14 protein-coding genes are annotated in these 18,989 nt (G+C 47.6%); 9 read left to right on the top strand and 5 right to left on the bottom strand.

Annotation, left to right across the window (positions count from 1 at the left end):
• Window positions 1-17: 17 nt before the first annotated feature.
• Window positions 18-890: an alpha/beta hydrolase gene (locus EBS36_00070; protein ID NBU31560.1), complete on the bottom strand. Its 873-nt coding sequence runs from the start codon at window positions 888-890 to the stop codon at window positions 18-20.
• Window positions 891-949: 59 nt separating this feature from the next.
• On the bottom strand, window positions 950-3,034 hold the full coding sequence (locus EBS36_00065; protein ID NBU31559.1) for a hypothetical protein: 2,085 nt from the start codon (window positions 3,032-3,034) through the stop codon (window positions 950-952).
• 300 nt (window positions 3,035-3,334) lie between these two features.
• On the opposite strand from EBS36_00065, the gene EBS36_00060 reads away from it, so the two are divergent.
• Complete coding sequence (locus EBS36_00060; GenBank protein NBU31558.1) at window positions 3,335-3,595, top strand: NrdH-redoxin; 261 nt, start codon at window positions 3,335-3,337, stop codon at window positions 3,593-3,595.
• 31 nt (window positions 3,596-3,626) lie between these two features.
• On the opposite strand, the gene EBS36_00055 is transcribed toward EBS36_00060, so the two are convergent.
• Window positions 3,627-4,529, bottom strand: coding sequence for a DUF4436 domain-containing protein (locus tag EBS36_00055; protein ID NBU31557.1), 903 nt, complete (start codon window positions 4,527-4,529; stop codon window positions 3,627-3,629).
• A gap of 231 nt (window positions 4,530-4,760) precedes the next feature.
• Here EBS36_00055 and EBS36_00050 point away from each other — a divergent pair, with 231 nt between their 5' ends.
• From EBS36_00050 to EBS36_00025, 6 genes are all read left to right on the top strand, one after another.
• On the top strand, window positions 4,761-7,310 hold the full coding sequence (locus EBS36_00050; GenBank protein NBU31556.1) for a hypothetical protein: 2,550 nt from the start codon (window positions 4,761-4,763) through the stop codon (window positions 7,308-7,310).
• 147 nt (window positions 7,311-7,457) lie between these two features.
• Window positions 7,458-8,444 (top strand): hypothetical protein, encoded by a 987-nt coding sequence (locus tag EBS36_00045; protein NBU31555.1) that lies wholly within the window; start codon window positions 7,458-7,460, stop codon window positions 8,442-8,444.
• A gap of 235 nt (window positions 8,445-8,679) precedes the next feature.
• Window positions 8,680-9,921 carry a hypothetical protein gene (locus tag EBS36_00040; protein ID NBU31554.1) on the top strand — a complete coding sequence of 414 codons (1,242 nt, stop codon included), beginning with the start codon at window positions 8,680-8,682 and terminating at the stop codon, window positions 9,919-9,921.
• Between the two features lie 519 nt (window positions 9,922-10,440).
• A complete protein-coding gene (locus EBS36_00035; protein ID NBU31553.1) occupies window positions 10,441-11,778 on the top strand; it encodes a hypothetical protein in 1,338 nt (445 codons plus the stop codon).
• A gap of 144 nt (window positions 11,779-11,922) precedes the next feature.
• A complete protein-coding gene (locus EBS36_00030) occupies window positions 11,923-14,409 on the top strand; it encodes a hypothetical protein (GenBank protein NBU31552.1) in 2,487 nt (828 codons plus the stop codon).
• 279 nt (window positions 14,410-14,688) lie between these two features.
• Window positions 14,689-16,467: a leucine-rich repeat domain-containing protein gene (locus EBS36_00025; GenBank protein ID NBU31551.1), complete on the top strand. Its 1,779-nt coding sequence runs from the start codon at window positions 14,689-14,691 to the stop codon at window positions 16,465-16,467.
• A gap of 90 nt (window positions 16,468-16,557) precedes the next feature.
• On the opposite strand, the gene EBS36_00020 is transcribed toward EBS36_00025, so the two are convergent.
• Window positions 16,558-16,920, bottom strand: coding sequence for a transcriptional regulator (locus EBS36_00020; GenBank protein ID NBU31550.1), 363 nt, complete (start codon window positions 16,918-16,920; stop codon window positions 16,558-16,560).
• A gap of 13 nt (window positions 16,921-16,933) precedes the next feature.
• Window positions 16,934-17,920 carry an aldehyde reductase gene (locus EBS36_00015; protein ID NBU31549.1) on the bottom strand — a complete coding sequence of 329 codons (987 nt, stop codon included), beginning with the start codon at window positions 17,918-17,920 and terminating at the stop codon, window positions 16,934-16,936.
• 131 nt (window positions 17,921-18,051) lie between these two features.
• On the opposite strand from EBS36_00015, the gene EBS36_00010 reads away from it, so the two are divergent.
• A complete protein-coding gene (locus EBS36_00010) occupies window positions 18,052-18,363 on the top strand; it encodes a DUF1330 domain-containing protein (protein NBU31548.1) in 312 nt (103 codons plus the stop codon).
• A 271-nt stretch (window positions 18,364-18,634) separates the two neighbouring features.
• Window positions 18,635-18,877 carry a hypothetical protein gene (locus EBS36_00005; GenBank protein ID NBU31547.1) on the top strand — a complete coding sequence of 81 codons (243 nt, stop codon included), beginning with the start codon at window positions 18,635-18,637 and terminating at the stop codon, window positions 18,875-18,877.
• Window positions 18,878-18,989 lie beyond the last annotated feature (112 nt).

Genomic DNA, 18,989 nt, shown 5'->3' with positions numbered 1-18,989 from the left:
TTATGGTTTTACAATTACTACAATTTGTGCTTCAGCCACGGCAAACCTTCGGCAAAAGCCCGTTTTCCGATTGATAGGTGACCCTCACCTTCAAGTAGGAAAGATTGTGCACTTGGAATTTTCGTCGCCAGCCACTTGCCATGGGCAAATGGAACCATCAAGTCTTCACTGCCTTGCCAAAGCGCTACGGGATTTTGAATGCTAGCCAAGTCAAAACCCCAATCTTGGATGAATGCAAGATCATCATCAAGCCAGCCATCTATGCCAGTTGAAACCGCCCACCGGAAAATGGCAGCTGTTTCTTCGCCAAGTTCACCCGTTAGCACTGCTTGATCCACTGCAGGTAATAATGAGCTCATCATGTCCACAATTTGGGCGCCAGTGATGTCTTTCATGGCAATTCCCATTTCGGTTAACATGGAGCGCAATACTTCTTCACCGGCCGCACTGGCACCAAATTCTTCAATATTGTCTTGTCCCATTCCCGCAAGAAAATCTAGGTCATTCTGACCATACGCTCCGACGCCGGCCAAACTCAGGCCTGCAACACAACGACTCGGTTGCAGGGCCACCGTGGCAAGTGCGTGAGGGCCACCACCTGACCAGCCAAGAGTTACAAATCGGTCGAAGCCAAAATGATCGGCTAGCTGGGCAGCCAACTGCGAAATGTCAGCAACTGATCGGCCCGGAACCCTGGTCGATTGACCGTACCCAGGTCTAACTAGCTCAATCACTCGAAGATCGTTTTCAAGTGCTGCCTTCAGTAAGTCAGCATCTATCGGACCAGCAGCTGGCGTCCCATGGTGATAGATAAGTAGGTCTGATCCGGTTTCTGAATCAAAGTAGTCAAGGCGAAAACCTTGGTCGGTAGTTATGAAGTCCTGTCGCATGGCACAAGTGTGTCAGACTTCCATGCGACTAGCACGCCAAGCACCAATTCTAGATTCGGTTAATTGTTCACAAAAGTAACGACTGGCGATGTCGCAGTAACTCCACCAACACCTGTTACTACAGCTCGGAAATTCAAAGTAGCGCCTTTGGCGAACTGAGATTTCAGCGGCATCGCGCGGTAAAGCCCCGAAGCGATACCTTGTGAATTCGATGTCGTTGGGGTGTCATCACTACCCAGCGATTGCCAAGTGCCGTTAGGAGATGATTGCACAAAAAATTCAACAGTGTTGTATTCACAGCCAGTCACCCTTGCGGAAAGTCCAATCAATGACGAATCCGCTGAGTAACTCGTTGGCACGTTCATCGCAACGGAAATACTCGATGGGGTGGGAACTGGGATCGAAGACTTGAAGAATCCATAGCCGTAGCCCGTTGGTTTCATCGTCGCAACCTTGAGTGCCGAAGTCACCGTGCCCGTTCCAGTGAGCAACTGCCACTTTGCCCCTGAAGTTGAGGTGACTGCAGTTGCAGTTGCAGTAGTTGGGTTGGTGTTAAACATCGCTATGTGTTCAATGTTGGTGCTTGGATCGAGGCTGCTGATTATTAATAATCCGGCATCAGCAATTCGAACCACCTGCGGACCCGTTGAGAACGCTGGGTTGTTTGCTCGAAGCGAAGTTAGTGAGCGCAAAGTGGTTTGCAATGGGTTTGTGGTTTCAAAGCTGCTCTTAGTACCAATTGCTGTGCCACCAATTCTTGGTTCAGTACGCCAAGCGGAAACCTGCGTTGCAAAAAGGTCTTGACGAGCTGCTTTATCGTTGCCACCACGAAGCCCAAACTCGTCACCGTAGTAGACGATGGGATTGCCACGAATGCCGAACATAAGTGCATGAATCAACTTATCTTGTGAAAGCATGGTTGTTGTACTGGTAATTCCTTGTGCGATAAATGAGCCAATTCGACCCATGTCATGATTGCCAAGGAAAGTTCCTAAATTGTCGGGTCCTGAATTCGCAGTGACATAAAGGTCGTCATCATTTAGCAGTGAACTCATCGCACTCGAATTCTTGTTTCGAATGAAATCTAGAGCTTTACCTTGGAAAGGGAAGTCAAGAACTTCGTTCCAGCCTGCATTCTTAATCCAATAGGAGGTGTTCAATGGATTGCCGTCATAAACTTCGCCCCACATTGGGAAACTAGAATTCCCATTGGCGGCTGCCGTGGCGCGCATTGCAGGCAAGAATGATCGCCAAAATGCCTCGTTCACATGCTTTGCCGTATCAATGCGGAATCCATCTACACCGGTGCTGGAAATCCAGTTTTGGTAAACCGAAATCCAGCCATTTACAACCGTTGGTGACTCAGTGAACAAGTCGTCTAATCCGTAGAAATCGCCCCACTGAACTGATTCACCGCTCCAAGTAGAGTCACCGCGGTTGTGATAGTTGACCACATTGTTTAACCATGACGGGCTCTTGGCACTTGTTTGACCAGAATCAACATACGGCTTCTTGGTGAAGGAGACCGTTGGGCTCAAGGTTGGAAAAGTATTCAAGCCAGCAACTGTCGTGGGATTGAAAATCACACCGGTCGAAGTCTTATACGGAGCAGTTGCAGAAGATTCGTATGAATAATTTCCAGTGCCGTATTTAATGATGTCGCCAGTATGGTTAACCACGATATCTAGGATTACTTTGAGGCCATTTGCGTGGGCAGCATTTACAAAATCTTTCCAATCCTGCAGCGAGCCTAGATGGGCATCTACTTGATCAAAGCCCAAGCCCCAGTAACCGTGGTAGGCGGAACTTCCGCCCTGCACGGTGTTCTGGCGAACTATTGGGGTGACCCAGATTGCAGTGAAGCCCAAACCTTTTATGTATGGAATTTGATTGTTTAATCCTTTGATGTCGCCGCCGTGATAGTAGCCTGAATCTGTTGGCAGAAATCCGCTCTGGCTAGCTGAAGATGTAGTAGGTGCAGTGCCTCGATCATTGCTCGTATTGCCATTGGCAAAACGGTCAAGCATTACAAAGTAAATCATTTCGCTCTTTGTCGGAGCAGGAGCAGCTTCCGCATTGCCAATTACCGCTCCCGTGGCCAGCAAGGCGACGCTTATTAGTAAGCCAATTACTCGCTTTTTCATACGATTACTCCGCACAGATTTGAAGAGGCTAGACCTCTTTAACTAAACCATACAAGCGAATTTGTTCCTAGAAGTTTTGCAGCACTTATTTGGCTAAATCTTTACTATTCTCTAAGGAAATAACGGATCTGTTATCTTTGGAAGTACCAATAAAACTTCATTGGTTTGGGGAAATTCCCACCGCTCTTTCCAATTCCGCCTGTGCGACTCAACTTTTGCAAGTATCTTGAACCTGCCATCAAATGCCGACAAATTTATCCGTGTAGGCTCAGCAGCAAAAGCCCGTTGCAAGGAGTCTTAATGTCACAAAATGTTATCCAAATGTACGGAGCCGACTGGTGCGCAGATTGCATCAGATCTAAGCGACAGCTGTCTGAATTGGGAATCGAGTTTGAGTATCTCGATGTTGAACATGACGAAGCATTGCGGGAGCAGGCGTTACAAGTTGCTGGCGTCAAATCCATTCCTGTAGTTATTTTCCCTGATGGCAGTTTTTTGGTGGAACCATCAAATCCAGCGATGCTTGATAAATTGCGCGAATTAGAACTGCTCAGTATCTAATCGAGAATGAAGTAACCAAGAATTAGAGAGGTTAATCCTCTAGAAGTTTTGCTCGACTTTGCCGAATCCACGACACCATCGCTAGTGCAATTGCAGAAATGCCGAAAATTAGCGCCCAGGAAAAGAGCTGAACATCCAAAGCGCAGCCAAGAGGTGGATCGCCTGGCATTAGCCTTCTGGTCAATGTCATCGCAATCATGATGCCGCCAAGCCAACTGATCAGGCTCGGTTCACTGGCGCGGCGATTAGTAATACACAAAAATCCAACCACCACCGAAATAGTTGCCAGCAAAAGCAACAATAATGTCATCATGATTGCAAACATTATGTGGAAGCGTTCGCGGTGCATAGATGAAATTGAAACCCTTGCTTCATTACTTGCAATTTTCGAGATTTCAAATGGTGTGTACCAGCCGGTTTCTGCTCGCTTAGTTCCTACTGAAATCTCCAGGGGCTGGGAGACACCGTTTGCTGCTACTTTCTGAACATCAATTGCGAATTGACCTGAGTATTTATCAAAGGGGTAGGCCGAAATGTCACCTTCTAGTTGCAAACTAATTGACTTCGAACTGATTGGGTCGCCCTTAACTAGCCGGATTACCTGCGTATTTTCATCATCAACAATTCGAATTGAAATGTTATCCAATAGCAGTCCGCGACTATCTGTGAGTCCGCCTATCGCACGGAGGTAAAGTAAAACTCCCAGGTCTTCAGTAGTGCTGTTAAAAGTGCTCGCTCGGGTGGTTATCTGGAGACCTTCGCTGCCAGCGATTGGAGCTGCGGTTAAACCCTTGGGCTGATCTGAGTAGGTGCTCAAGGCCGCCAGCCACAATCCAACAAAGATGATACTTGCGGCAAAAATGCCACCCCATTGCTTGCCACTTAGTTTGTGTGGCCCTGGTGATTTAAGCCAGTTTGTCTCTACGACGGTCATCCTTGTACTCCAGATTATTTGCGGAACTTAGAAATATTTAGCAAATCAAACTTTACTTTAAAGCCGGTCTGGCCCTGCTAGTGCGGTGCTAGCGCAAGGGATACAAAGGAAATTTGTTAAGAAAATATATTTCCAAATTTATTCCAAGAGTTATCACAGGTGCGTCAAAGTGCGCATTTTGCTCAACTTCAGGGGACTAGCATCCAATTATTACGCGGATGAGGAATCTAGATGAAATCGATTATTAAGTATGTATTTGCGACTACTCTTTTGCTGGTTGGTTTTCAGGGCGCTCCTGTCCAGGCCGTTCAAGCAAACATAAATGGTGCACTAAGCAATTTTGATACTTTCAATGACACCGGCAAAGAATCTCATGGTTTTGAGATAGAACTCGATGGAGTTTCATCGGCCGATGTGCAATATTTTTTTGGCGCTCCTTACAACCGCTATGGCACCCCAACAGTTACTGATTTCAGCGCCAACGGTGTCAGTGGAGTAAAAGTGCGTTGGATATCTCAATATGATCCTGTTAAGGGCTATGCAAATACAACAGCTATGGCTCCAACAAATCCAACGGCGACTGATGGTCACTCCTGTTACTTGGGCGGCCCAGCAGGTGCGACGGCTCAGTTATACGATGCAAGTGGATGTGAACACTTCGGCTTAGGTACCGTAACTAACCCGACCAATGTCGTCTATCACTGGCTTGTTGATGATGGAACCAGCTCGGGACAGCTAGTTACCGCGGATAGTCCAGTGGCCATTCCAGCCCCAGTTTGGAGTATGAACAATGCAGGAAATGTGGTAGCTGCCCTGCCAGCACCAGTCCAAGTTCCTGTGCCTGCTTTGCCCGCCAAGCCTGACTGCGCATTATGGGGACCGGCAAAGTGGATGAAGATCTATAAGACCGAATCACATGCTCCAGCCCAACTTGGCGCATTGCTCACAGACAATCCGAATGTTCCACAAGAGCCAGCTGAGGTTGAAACCGAGTGGAAGTTCATTCAGGCTCGACCAACCTGTGCTGAAGATGGAACTCCGCTGGCCATACAACCCGACAATGAATTTGTCAGCGAGGCTCCAGTTGGTGCAGGTGCTGAGTCAGTAACCCGGCGCTACGAGTTCTTCGATTACACAGGTGCATACGATGACACAGATGGTGGAAATCATGAAGCCTTGCCGCTTTGCGATGAGGACCCATTCAAACTCACTTGCTCCGGTGCGCAATTGCCGGCTCCAAATGCTGATCTCGGTGCTTATCAGGGGGCACAGATGGTTGCTGCCAACTTAGCCCTAGTTGGAATCCAAACTCCCATTCTCGCTGTAACCAAATTTGGCGACGGAACGGGCATCGTTACTGATGGCAATGGCATCGGTTGTGGCGATCTTTGCAGCGGAGCGTTTCCTGCCGGAGCAAGCGTGACTTTGACTGCACTTCCGGATAAGGGTAGTCACATTGCTGGTTGGTCAATACCTGCTTGCGGAATCTCACCAACCTGTACATTCATGATGACTTCAGATACCACTGTAGAGGTCGAATTTTCCACAGCTCCACAGTCGAAGCCAGTAATAGCCGACTTTTCGCCAAAGTCTGCAGATGCTGGATCGCTTTTGTCGATAACGGGCACAAACTTTTCGTCCGAGGCTACAGTTTTAATTAATGGGGTTAGTGCAATTATTAAATCTATTTCGGCGACATCCATTACAGTCCTGGTACCTTGCGCTGCCACCTCTGGCGCGATAATGGTGCAAACCGATTCTGGAACAGCAAGCAGTTCAAGATTTACTCGACTGGTAAATAAGCCAAAGGTGTCAGGCCTTTCTCCGACCACAGTTAAAGCGGGATCAATTGTCACGATTAAGGGGTCTTACCTTTATTGCGCTACCAATGTTACGTTAAATGGAAATCCTGTTGACTTCCAAATTGGAACTCCAGCACAGATGACATTCGCAGTTGGCGCGCAATCCACCACCGGATTGGTAAATGTAATAACTCCTGCAGGATCTGCCTTGAACACAACAAGGATTTCGGTGGTAAAGCCGGCGCAGATTGCATCATTTGCACCTACTCACGGTTTGGCCGGAGCCGCAGTCACGATAACTGGCTCTGGATTTACTGGTGCTACCAAAGTGTTGTTTAACGGAATGGCTGCGAGTTCGTTCAGAGTTGTAAATGACTCGACAGTCACTGCAATTTCGGCCGCCACAGCATCCACCGGAACGATATCTGTAATAAATCTGGCCGGCACTGCAGTGAGCAACTCAAATTATCTAGTAGACATACCAGCACCAACAATTACATCAATCTCGCCACTTTCTGTAAAAGTTGGCAGTGCAGTAACTATAACGGGAAAGAATTTTATTGGAGTTACCAGCGTTAAACTCGGGAATCTAAATTTGCAGCCACGCGTAATTTCCGCCACTTCAATTGTGGTAGGCATTCCATTTGGAGCGAGCACCGGAAATATTGCTGTGACTACAAATTCAGGGCAGGCAACAAAATCAAAGTTGACCGTTAGCGCGGGTGTGAACCCACCGAAAATCTCTGCCCTAAGTAATTACCTGGGCTCTGAAGGAGATCAGCTTCGCATAACTGGAACCAACATCGGGGCGGCTTCGTCAGTTACATTTTCGGGTCTGCCAGTAAACTTCTCCGTTACTGGATCTGGAACACTATCTGTGCGAGTGCCGAGCAACTCAAGTACAAGCAGATTTATTGTTTATACCGCAGGCGGCTCGGTTAGTTCTCCTATTTACACGGTAATTGGCGCGGGAGATTAGGACAGCGTCTCAAGACAGTGGTTTTGACCAACCTAGATTTAGCAGGCGAAGGCTCTGCCTGGAATCAGTCTCCAGATTGACCGCGAATCTTAGTTTCAGCTAACGAACATGCCTTTAGACCTGGATTCTTGCACCTAATATCAACTCATGCAGGAATCTCAGCTTCGATTGCTAACGCGAGTGCGTGATACTTCCTCACTAACTGTTTTGATTGGGCTTGCTGTTACGGCTACTTTGTCGCAAATTCTCGTTTCGGAAATGAATTGGCAAATTGCCGTGGCTCTCATTGCGCTGGTAATAGGAATACCTCATGGTGCAGTTGACCATCTATTAGCTATTCCTAATCTGTTTAGTATCAAGATGGCAATCTTCCTGCTGAAATATTTATTAGCAACAGGACTTGCAATTTGGTTTATCCTGCAATTTCCCTTGCTGGGATTCCAATTGATCGTATTTTTCAGCGCAGCTCATTTTGGTGTTGGCGATGCCTCATTCTGCATGGAGATCTACCGTAGATCTGACTACATTAAATTTCCTCGTGCCCTGTATGCAATCGCATCAGGATTTACGCCAGTCTTGATACCGCTGGTAAATTCGCACACCGGTCAGGCATTGGAAGAAATAAATCCTCAGTTGCTTGCTTGGGCTGGACCATTTGCTCGGCAAGCATTTTTTGCCTGTATTGCACTAAATCTGATAGTAGCTTCGCTACTTTTCGGCAGGAAGATGTATCGGCCGGCACTTGACCTCCTTATTCTTTTGACCCTCGTGCTAATCGCACCGCCACTGGTCGCCTTCGCAATCTATTTCGGATTGTGGCATGCGGTGCGCCACACCGCACGGCTTACTTTGGAGTTCGGCCCATCGGTGCGTCAGCACGAACTAGGGCAAACCTGGAAAAGTTTCTGGCTTTCAATTCGCGCTGGGCTGCCAGCCGTTGTAATCGTTCTTACTTTAAGTGTTTGGTTAGCATTTTCCAGAACAAGTTCAACGTCAGCAAACTTGCTGTGGTATCTGCTCGTAGTCACTTGGGCGTTGACAGTGCCCCACATGGTCTTGACAGCTCGATCCGATATATCGGCGCTGGGTTACGACAAAGCAAAGGGTGACAACTTTGATAGAGCGGTTCATTAGTTCGACAATTTCTGAATTAACTTGCAAAAGCTTTGCGAGCTAGCAGGTTGTCTGCAACTAAATAATTGCCAGCACATGCTCATACTAGACAGGGACGAGGTTTTACAGGCCTCGCGTTCCGAAATTTAGTCAATTCGGTCATAATTCGAGTGATTGCAGAGGTACTATTAAATTACTTTCGTAAAAAACTGACTGGACGCTTTGCAGGTCCCTTATCGTGGACGGCATTAGCTAAGTGAAATCAGTAACCAAGCAGACATCGGTTCGCGACTACCTTTTTAGAATTATTACTCTGCTTGCCCTAGTTCTGGCTTTAACTGTTCCAAAAGTGCAGGCCGGTCAACTTCAGGATTGCAGCGCATATGGTGACTCCAATTCCATATGTGCGCCCATCTCACAGCTGGCCATGCAACTTAGTGATGGCACATTAGTTGCCACTGGAGGTGGGGTAGCCACCTTGCCTACCACGGCAAACTCTCTGAAGTTTGTCTTTACCTCTAATTCTGCAAATTCTGACAAAGAGGTTTTTGTCCAGTTTTTTGATATCTCTCCAGGACTCACTTTGGTCTTGCCGGCAGAAAAGTGCAGTTCGTCCCAACTCCAGCACTCGGGCTGTGTTGCCAAACTTAATACAAATGGTTCGGTAACAATTCCAATTTCGGTAAGTGGGATCACAGCTGGAAAAGTATTCAAATATCAGATAAATGGTCCAGCAGGCTTCACTTCCGGATTTGTTGTCACCACCTACACATCAAGTGGCACCGTAGGTGCAACTCCTGAAGCTTGTGTCGGTGATACAACAACCGTCTGTGCTCCGATAACTCGAATCTCGCTAACCAGCGCAGGTTCTGCACTTCCAGTTAATTATGACAGCGTCACTGGAGATGGGAGTAGCTACATTGACCAATCAACCAAAAGCATCAATTATAAGTTCACATTTCCATCCGACTATGTGAATAAATTTGTCTTCGTCCAGTTCTTTGACATCACCGGACTCGACCTGACAGTTCCTGGTGGCTCAATTAATTCGACCACCTCTTGCGATCCACAACCTGCAGCCAGTAATGGCTGCAAGATTATGATTGACCAAGCAGGTCTTGCTACTTTTTCAATAAACCTGACCAATAATTCGGCTGCTGCAAACTTTAAATTCAAGATCGCCGGGCCGAATTATGACTCAAAAGTTGTCTTGGTGACAGTAGGAGTTCGCCCGACTACTTCACCTAGTCCCACACCATCTGCAGGTCGAGTGAGTGCAGCGCTTGTTGCAGGAAGGGGCAATTTCACGGTTTCAATAAACAATTCGCCTGGACGCGTGGCAGTCGTTGTATATAAATTTAATGCCAGGACAAAAACCGCAAATTTGAGAATTTACAAAAGCCGACAACAGTTCGTGATCGTCACGCCAAGAGGAAGATGTCAGGTAAAAGTTTCAATCGGCATTTACCATCTCAGCAAAGTACTATTCATTAAATAGCACCGGCCAATCTATGAGAGTTTCAGAATCCATCTGACTGGAACAGCAGTTCGCCTACTACCAGACCAAGCCGCACTTAATTACCCAAACTTGAAATACCGTTCGCTTATCCTGCGCGCGCATCAATTCAGTGCAGTAGCGCTGGTAGCTGTGATGAGACGATTGGCCAGGTAGCAGATGACATCTCGCAGATACCTTCGGGACCATCCTCGTCGTCAATTTGAACACCGACAGGGTCAAAGCCAAACTGCCCGATAGAAGTGAAAAGTGCAAATTCAGTCTCCCAGAGTCCAACAATCAAGGGGAGCAAATTTGTGGCCTGGATCGCCAGCGCGCGACAGCACCAGTTCAACTGATTTCTCCGCAAATTCAGGATTTTCTCCAATTGAACCCCAATATTAACGAGAATCTGACTTCAATCTCACTAGGCTTTCACCTGGAGTGAGTTTGCGAGATCTCGTAGGCAAATTTCCAGTCCTGAATGCTAATTCAGGTTGACCAAATGGCGAAAGGTACCAAATGAGTAAGAATAAAACGTTTGCTCGCGTTGCACTGATTGGCATGGCCACAATCCTGGCCGCATCTAGTCTGACGCCAGCAATGGCAGGATCGACCCCTACAACAGCAATCACCACAAAGCTAGATGCAAATCAGGTTTATTTGGGTGAAGCTCGAGTTTACTCGATTAACTATCGAAAGATTTCTGGAACTGCCGCGAATCTTTCGGTGCCGACAGTAGACATTGCATGCATTAATACAGTTACCGGTGACATCATAAGGACGCTAAAGTCATCAGTTCCTGTTACCGCTGGCAAATGGTCAACTTACATTGAGTTGTATTACATGGATGGCTACCTCTGCCAGTTGCGAGCCTTGCCAACCGGAACATCACCATCGGGCGACACTGCAGCTGCCAAAATCAATTCAGTAAAAAGTTTCACTGGACCGGTCATTCGAACTGGACAGCTTTATTGGTATTACAAGACAATTGGAACTCCAACTTCAATGTGGTCTTATGACGCGGGACTTTACTGGTCTGCATCTAAGGCAAAATTGCAACTTTGGGGCGTTGAAGACGGCGGTTTTTATAGCTGGCAACCTCGCACCGACGAGGGCACCGAAGGTCGCAATATTGTTAATGGTCTTTTCTCCACTTATCGCCCAAGTATGACAGGACCAACTGGAAATTCTGAGGCAAACCTGATTGTTGATGGTGCACAGGCATTTCACCCGTACTACATGGACTACAACGACTTTAATATGGCTAATCCTGATGCTAATAATGCCCGTTACGACATAAGCATTGATCCTAAAACTGGCCAGATCTCATACAGCGAAACGGCACCGTTGTTTAAGTGTGAAAAGCCAGAAAGCGGTCGGGTGTACAGCTATTTGTCTGACTGCCCAGATGACCTAACCGTCAAGGTGGGTGTTTCTTGGAAGCATGAAGTCGAAATCAATACAGACGGCACTGTTGCCTTGACAACAGATACCTTTACTAGCGAAGACAAAAAGAAGCACACTGTCAAACTTGATATCTATTCAAGTTTCAGTGGCATAGATGGTGTTCGCTATGGAAAGACCGGCGCATTTGGTTCGATCTCTTCCGATGCAAAGACAAAGTTGGCTGGACTAGGTGCCAAGTATCGCACTGCAGATCCTACTTCGATGAGCAATCCCGTAGTACAGATTGTCTACACAACTGCTCCAGTAACCACTTGGGTCAGTTACACCACTTTCTATTCTCGCTACAACATCTCAGTTGCAGCTGGCAAGAGTAGTTCGGTCAAGGCGGGAGCCACATTAATTACGGATGACACCAAAGCAGCAGCACAGATCACCGCGGCTGGTAAGTAAATTCAGTAACTAATCTCGAAGGTGGCCTGATCTTTGATTGGGCCACCTTCTCTATTGATGACAATGAAACCTTTGCTTGAATCTTTACCCAAAATTGGCGAGGCAACCTTTTTCCGGATTCGCAGTTAGCGGGCAACCAGTGCTTTGGGAGATCGAGAAACTGCAAATATCGCATTTTGTAGCGTAAGCACTATCCGATTTCCACTAGAATTAACATCTGTTGGCACAAATTTCAAAAGAAGGTTAAAAATGCGTCGAACCATCGCGATTATTGCAATTTTCGCTTTAGGACTTTGCGGTATCGGATTGACCACAGCTGCGAATGCTGCCGCTATTGGTCCATACAACGGTACCAGTGGCACGGTCAACTGCTCTACCTCAGGCACCGTCACTATCACCAACAATGTACTCACGACGGGCAGGACCTGTTCAGGCACTGTCACAATTCCATCTGGCGTGACGAGCATCGGCGCTAGCGCATTCATGAGCGCAACTTCCCTTACAGGGCTCACGATTCCCGCAACGGTCACAACTATCGGTGCAAATGCATTTTATATGGCTAGGGCGCTAACAAGTATCAGTATCCCAGCAGGTGTCACTAGTTTTAGCGCTACTGCACTCAAGGGCACGAGCGCATTGACGAGCATCACCGTAGATTCTGGCAATGCCAACTATTCATCAACGGATGGTGTTTTATTTGACAAACTCGGTAAAACTTTAATCGCGTACCCAATCAAAAAATCTGACACTAGCTACTCAATCCCTTCAGGAACCACGACAATCGGGGACGCTGCGTTCTTCATGCAGGCCACACTTACTAGTGTCACCATCCCAACAAGCGTTACTGCCATCGGTAACGATTCGTTTTATGCCGCAACTGCTCTTACAAGTATCACCATCCCAGATGGTGTAACTAGCATTGGAAATAATACTTTCAGCAGCGCTACCAAGCTCGCCAGAGTTTCACTTCCAACTAGCCTTAGGACCATCGGTATCAGTGCGTTTGCTAACACCAGCCTTGGTGACGAAGTTTCTGGAAGCCTTTTGATTCCCGAAGGTGTCACAAGCATTGGTGCCAATGCTTTCAGTGGCGCAATGAATCTTGTCAGCATCAGCCTCCCATCCACTTTGGGAACCTTGGGTGATGGCGCATTTAGCGGCACACAGTCTCTTGAACAGATTACTGTCGCCGATGCCAATGGCGTATATTCATCAGTTGAAGGCGTCTTGTTTAATAAGGACCGCACGACCCTGATTACTTACCCTGTGCGAAAGAGCAATACGTCGTACGTTATTCCAACAGGCGTCAAAAACATCTCACAAGGTGCGTTTTATGCCGCCACCACGCTTACCAGTGTCACAATTCCAGACGGCGCTCTAAGTATCGGCGATAACGCCTTCTTTGCATCTTCACTTACCAGCGTCACAATCCCGTCAAGTGTTACCTCTTTAGGCACCAGCGCTTTCTATAATTCTTCAGCGCTGGCAACCGTTACTCTTGGATCGGGCTTGCTCAGACTCGGCAGCTATGTATTTGGTAACTGCGCTGCGCTCACCAGTATCACCATCCCACCAAACGTAACGACCATTGAGGATAGTGCGTTCGCTGGCGCCACATCTTTATCTACTGTTTCCATTCCAGCAAGTGTCACAGCACTCGGAATGGGCGTATTTAGCGGCGACACGGCGCTATCTAGCATCACAGTTGATCCAGCTAATCCTAATTACTCGTCAGTTGCAGGTGTTCTCTACAACAAAGCTGCGACTACGCTCATCCAGTATCCAGCCAAGAAGAGTGATACTCACTTCACGGTTCCAACTGGAGTCACCACGATTGGCAGCAGCTCATTCAATGGCGCCTCTACGCTGACCAGCCTCATGATTCCGGCAAGTGTTCAGACCGTAGAGGAAAGTGTTTTCAATGGTGCAAGTTCATTGCGCAATGTCTACTTCCTGGGAAATGCTCCCATCAGTGCTTTCGGTGCATTCTCGGGGATCGCTTCAGATCCAAAGGCGTTTATTAGGACTAGCGCAACCGGATTTGGAAATGTTGGAGATCCATGGAACACGCTAACGATTGATCAGTTCGACTACTTAGTTACGTACAGTTCAGTTGATGGCGCTAACATCACGCCGAACTGGATGAAGAGTGGAAGTGCAATTCCAACGGCCCCAACTTTGCCTTTGCGGGTTGGCTACACATTTGCCGGTTGGTCAGCCACCGATGGTGGATCAGTAGTTACATTCCCATATACGCCTGTAGCAGATACCGTGCTTTACGCCAAGTGGAACAAGAATCCGGTGGCAGCGGTGGCCACCACAGTGCCATCAATTAAGGGCAAAGCTATTGCATCAGCTAAAGGTAAGTACAAATTAACTGCCAACAAGGGAGTCTGGACTGGCGATCCAGTGCCTGCGCTAACTTACCAGTGGTATGCCTGCACCGGACAGGTGAAGAGCGCTGCTAGTGCGGTGCCAAAATCTTGTAAGAAGATCGCAAAGGCCACCAAGCCAACCCTTGCTGTAATCAATGCATTCAAAGGAAAGTTCATAGCTGTAGCCGTAACAGGAACAGTAGCTGGAACACCGGCGACAGTTTCTCTTTCTAAGAGTTCAGCCAAGGTCAAGTAACCTATTACGGGGTTTAACTGGGGCTGAGTATCCATCTCACCTACCGGATGAGGCGAGGGACTTAGCCCCAGTTGGCTCTGTGGCCAGAAATTTGCAACTAATTCTTTTCCTGAATTTTCGTTTGGCGTGTCACCTAACGGTCAAACATGAACATTTTCCCCATTTTCTAAGGGTCAAAATTCGGTCTGAGCCACGACCCTGATAAACATCAACTGAGAGAGGACTCACTGATAGTATCTTTCAGAACTTGGCACAAAAGTATTTTCAGGAGACAAAGTAATGACCACTCAAACTAGTCGTGTAATAAAGAATTTCATAAGTTTGTTAACCATTATTCTGTGTAGCAGCCTGCTACTTACGGCTGTTGGAGCACAAAGCGCTCGGGCTGCCGATCCAGTCTTCACAACTTCTGACAACGGGGATGACACGGTGACTATCACTGGCTGTACCGACTGTCCCGACGATCTGGTTATCCCAAGTGCCATCTCTGGAAAATCAGTAACGGCCATAGGGACAGCGGCGTTTTTTAATGGGACCTTGGAGTCTGTTTCCATCCCAGATTCTGTGGTCAGCATCGGCCGCCTTGCATTTGCCGGCAACTGGTTAAGCTCTCTTGTTCTTCCGAATTCAGTAACTAGCGTTGGCTCTGGGGCATTTGCGAGCAATGATCTCGGCTATCAAGGGTCCGTCACCCTGTCAAACTCGCTTGCCCGCATAGGCACTGGTGCATTTGCACAAAATGCGTTTTCGTCACTGACGATTCCCGCGTCAGTTAAATACATCGGTCCTTCAGCATTCAGTAACTCCTTCTACACCAACGGCCCGACAGGTGTGAGCGAACTTTCCCTTACATTCCTGGGAAATGCTCCGGAACTTGATGCTCCCATCCTGCACAACTCTGGATTGTCGTTTATTACTGTGCCCAATGACGCCACCGGCTGGGGTTCTACTTTTTCCGAGATTCCCGTGAAATTCGTCTCGGGATCCACTCCGTCAACAAGCGCATCACCTTATCCAAACCCGACGGCTTCTGTGGCGTTTGACTACGAGGTACACAAGGATAACTCAACTGCAACCATTACCGGCTGTAAAGCTAACTGCGGTGCAACCAATCTAGTTATTCCTGCGACTGTCCGAGACAATGTCAGCAATGACACCTTGAATGTTACTTCGATTGCTTTTGGGGCATTTGCTTACAATGCATCGCAGTCAGTGACAATTCCGAATTCTGTGACCAGTATTGGCGAGTATGCCTTTACTTCATCTCGGACAACATCAGTAACGCTTCCAACTTCAATTACCAGTATCAGTGAAGGTCTCTTTCAGCACTCTGCCTTAACCAGTTTGACGATTCCTTCGTCTGTAACGGATATCGGCAACCGTGCCTTCGGTAATAACAAGATAGCGAATCTGACAATTCCCTCATCGGTAACGAATATTGACAGTGGTGCCTTTTACTTGAACAGTCTCACAACTCTCACAATTCCCAAGTCGGTCAAAACCATCGGAAGTTGGGCATTTGGTGCAAATAATCTGTCGCAGTTAACAATTCCGGCGCCTGTCAATGAGATTGGTGCTTCTGCATTTCGATCCAACAACTTAACTTCGGTGACGTTCTCAGGCAATGCCCCAACCGTAGGCGCGAGTGTTTTTGATGAAAATCCAGCGCTCAGGTTCGTCATCGTGCCTCTTGATGCGACCGGCTTTGGGGCGACTTTTGCTGGCTTAGCAGTGAAGTCAGTTCCGGAATATAAATCTGGCACCCACATAAGAGGAATTCCAAAGGTTAATAAGATTCTCACAGCAAAGCCTGGCACTTGGGCAGGGACCGCACCATTTACCTACACCTATCAGTGGTACAGCTGTAAAAAGTCAGTTAGATCTGTGGTGAAGACTGGCAAGGTCCCTAGTGGGTGCACGGCTATATCGGGTGCCATTAAATCAAGTTTCAAGTTAACAGCAAAGCAGAAGAAAGCATTCATCTCTGCATTGATCTCGGCTGATAACGGCGCTAAGAACGTAAAGGTTCTTACTGCCTCTGTTGGGGCAGTGAAGTAACTAGGTTAATCTGCCAACTTTTCTGAATACGAGGTAGATTGCCGCAAGGTCAACTCGTTGACTTTTAACGAAGATTGGAATCAACGAAATCTAAAGAATGCTGACGATATTAGGGTGCATTTCTTTGAGATGGGTTTGCGACCACTTGCCAAGCTCTTCAAGTACCGGACGCAGAGCTAATCCACTGGGCGTAAGTCGGTAGGAGTTATTGCGAGAAGCACGATCTGGTTCCACATGTTCGATAATGCCAATTGAAGAGAGCCATTTCAATCTAGCAGCCAAGATGTTGGTAGATATCCCTTCAGGTGACTCGCCAAATTCAGAGTAGGTACGTGTGCCGTGCTCAAATAGATCGCGGACAATAACTAGTGACCACTTATCACCGAGCACATCAAGCCCCGATGCGATGGGGCATACGGAACGCCACTCGAGATAGCCCGCATCAGAGTTCATTGGTATCCACTTCCTACTTTGATATTGACTTTGCCATTTCTACAAAAGTTGTATCTAGGGGAGTTGGTTCCCACTTGAGAACATCGTAGGTCGCTTGATTGTCATACGAGATCCTGACACCCAATTGCGGCACCATTCCCTTTGCCTCACGATCAAAAAGAGCCATGAACTTGATGGCAAAGTTGGGTGCTTTACGCGAAGGCACCTTTGAATAACCTGCGTCTTTTAGAACTCCTGCTAGATGTGCCATCGCTATTGGCTGTTCAGTCGCCGCGATGAAACGCTTGCCCGCAGCGTCTGGGCTTTCTAGAGCGGCCACATGAAGCCGAGCAACGTCACGAACATCAACCATACTCATGGCAATGTCAGGAATCATCGGCATCTTTCCAGCAATCAAATCAGAAAACAGTGACTCACTTTGCCCATCGCCCACGGCTCCGAGTGGCGGCCCCAAGATAAAGCCTGGGTTGATTGCTACGAGCTCCATTGAAGTACCCGTGACAAACTCCCAAGCTGCTCGCTCGGCCAGAGTCTTACTCTTGGCGTATGCACCGATTTTGGCCTCAATATTTGACCAAGCATCCGTGTCGTAACGACCACTAGGTAGGCCAGATGTCATCGCAACTACCGATGATGTCAGGACGACTCGCTTCACCCCAGCATTCTTAGCAGCGGCAAGTACACGCCGAGTACCTTGAACTGCAGGTCTGATCATGTCATTTTCATCTTTTGGTTCAGCCAAAAAGAAAGGTGATGCTAGGTGCATGACGAAGTCACAGCCAGCGACAGCCTCATTCCAGCCAGCATCAGACAACAGGTCAGCTTCAACAAAGGTGAGCTTATCTACTGGGGCCACCGAAGCTAGGGATGCTTTTGGAGCAGAGGACTTAGAGAGCGAGCGAACAGTACCTACTACTTCATAGCCGTTGTTAAGTAACTGTGCCGCTACGTGTTGGCCGACATAGCCGCTGATTCCAGTAACGAGAACTCGTTTTGTCATTGGTGCAATCCTTTGCCTGATTGAAGATATTTTGCTTGTAGAACATAGCCTACGACTTAACTTGCAAAACGCAAGTTAAGGCTCTATTGTCGGAAACAGACATCAACCAACCAGGAATTCAGGAGTTATACATGAGCGAAGAGTCAAAGCCGGCATACGGCTTGGTACAAATCAACATAACCGATCAGGCAGAATTCATGGAGCGCTACGCCCAGCACGTGTTCCCAATTCTTGCAAAGTGGGGCATTGAGATGATTGCAGGATCAGCAACCCCAACTACTAAAGAAGGTTCATTCACTGGAAATTGGGCAGCAGTTCTTCGTTTCCCAAGCATGGCTGTAGCTGAAGAATGGTATGTATCTGATGACTATGCACCCTACAGAGATTTGCGCATGAATGAACTGACCGACTCAGGCAGTTTGGTATTCATCGAGGGCATGTAAGCGCGAAATTATCTGAACACAGCGCCGTGGCAAGCGCGGTTGCTGCCCAAGTTGCCGCCTGCTTCAGAAACTCGATAGATAATCCCTTAATGGTGGGACTCGAACCCACGACCAATGGAGGGTTTGTACTCTGCAATCGCCGTAGGTAATACTTTCGGTGTTTGTGGACAACTAATTCAACAATATTGCGACAGATCGTATTGTTTACGCGTGCTCCCCATTCAACTTAGCTCAGCGTTTCTTCTTGCTCAATATTTATGTGGCGCATAATATGGAAAGGAAACTAGTTCGGTTTGCCAAATCGGCGCGGAAGCATCGAATTGGCAAAGCACACGTGCTTCATGTTCTTGAAAAATACGAGCCGACAATCGTATTAGCGCCAGAAACTAAAGATTCGCATCTTCTTTGGACTGGGATGGACGATCGCGGCTTAGAACTTGAAGTGGTAGCAGTAATGCTGGCTGAATACCTTCTGGTCATTCACGTAATGCCACGAACTTTTAGAAGGAGATGACGATGGCAAAGCCTCAAAAGAAATACGTTTTAGGTAAAGATGTCGATTTGGATCGAGAAGTGGTCCGGGACAAAAATGGCAAACGCATCACAAGCAAAAGAGCTGAAAAAAT

Source organism: Actinomycetota bacterium (assembly GCA_009923495.1).
Classification (GTDB): domain Bacteria; phylum Actinomycetota; class Actinomycetes; order S36-B12; family UBA5976; genus UBA5976.
This window is presented reverse-complemented; position numbering and strand designations above follow the sequence as displayed.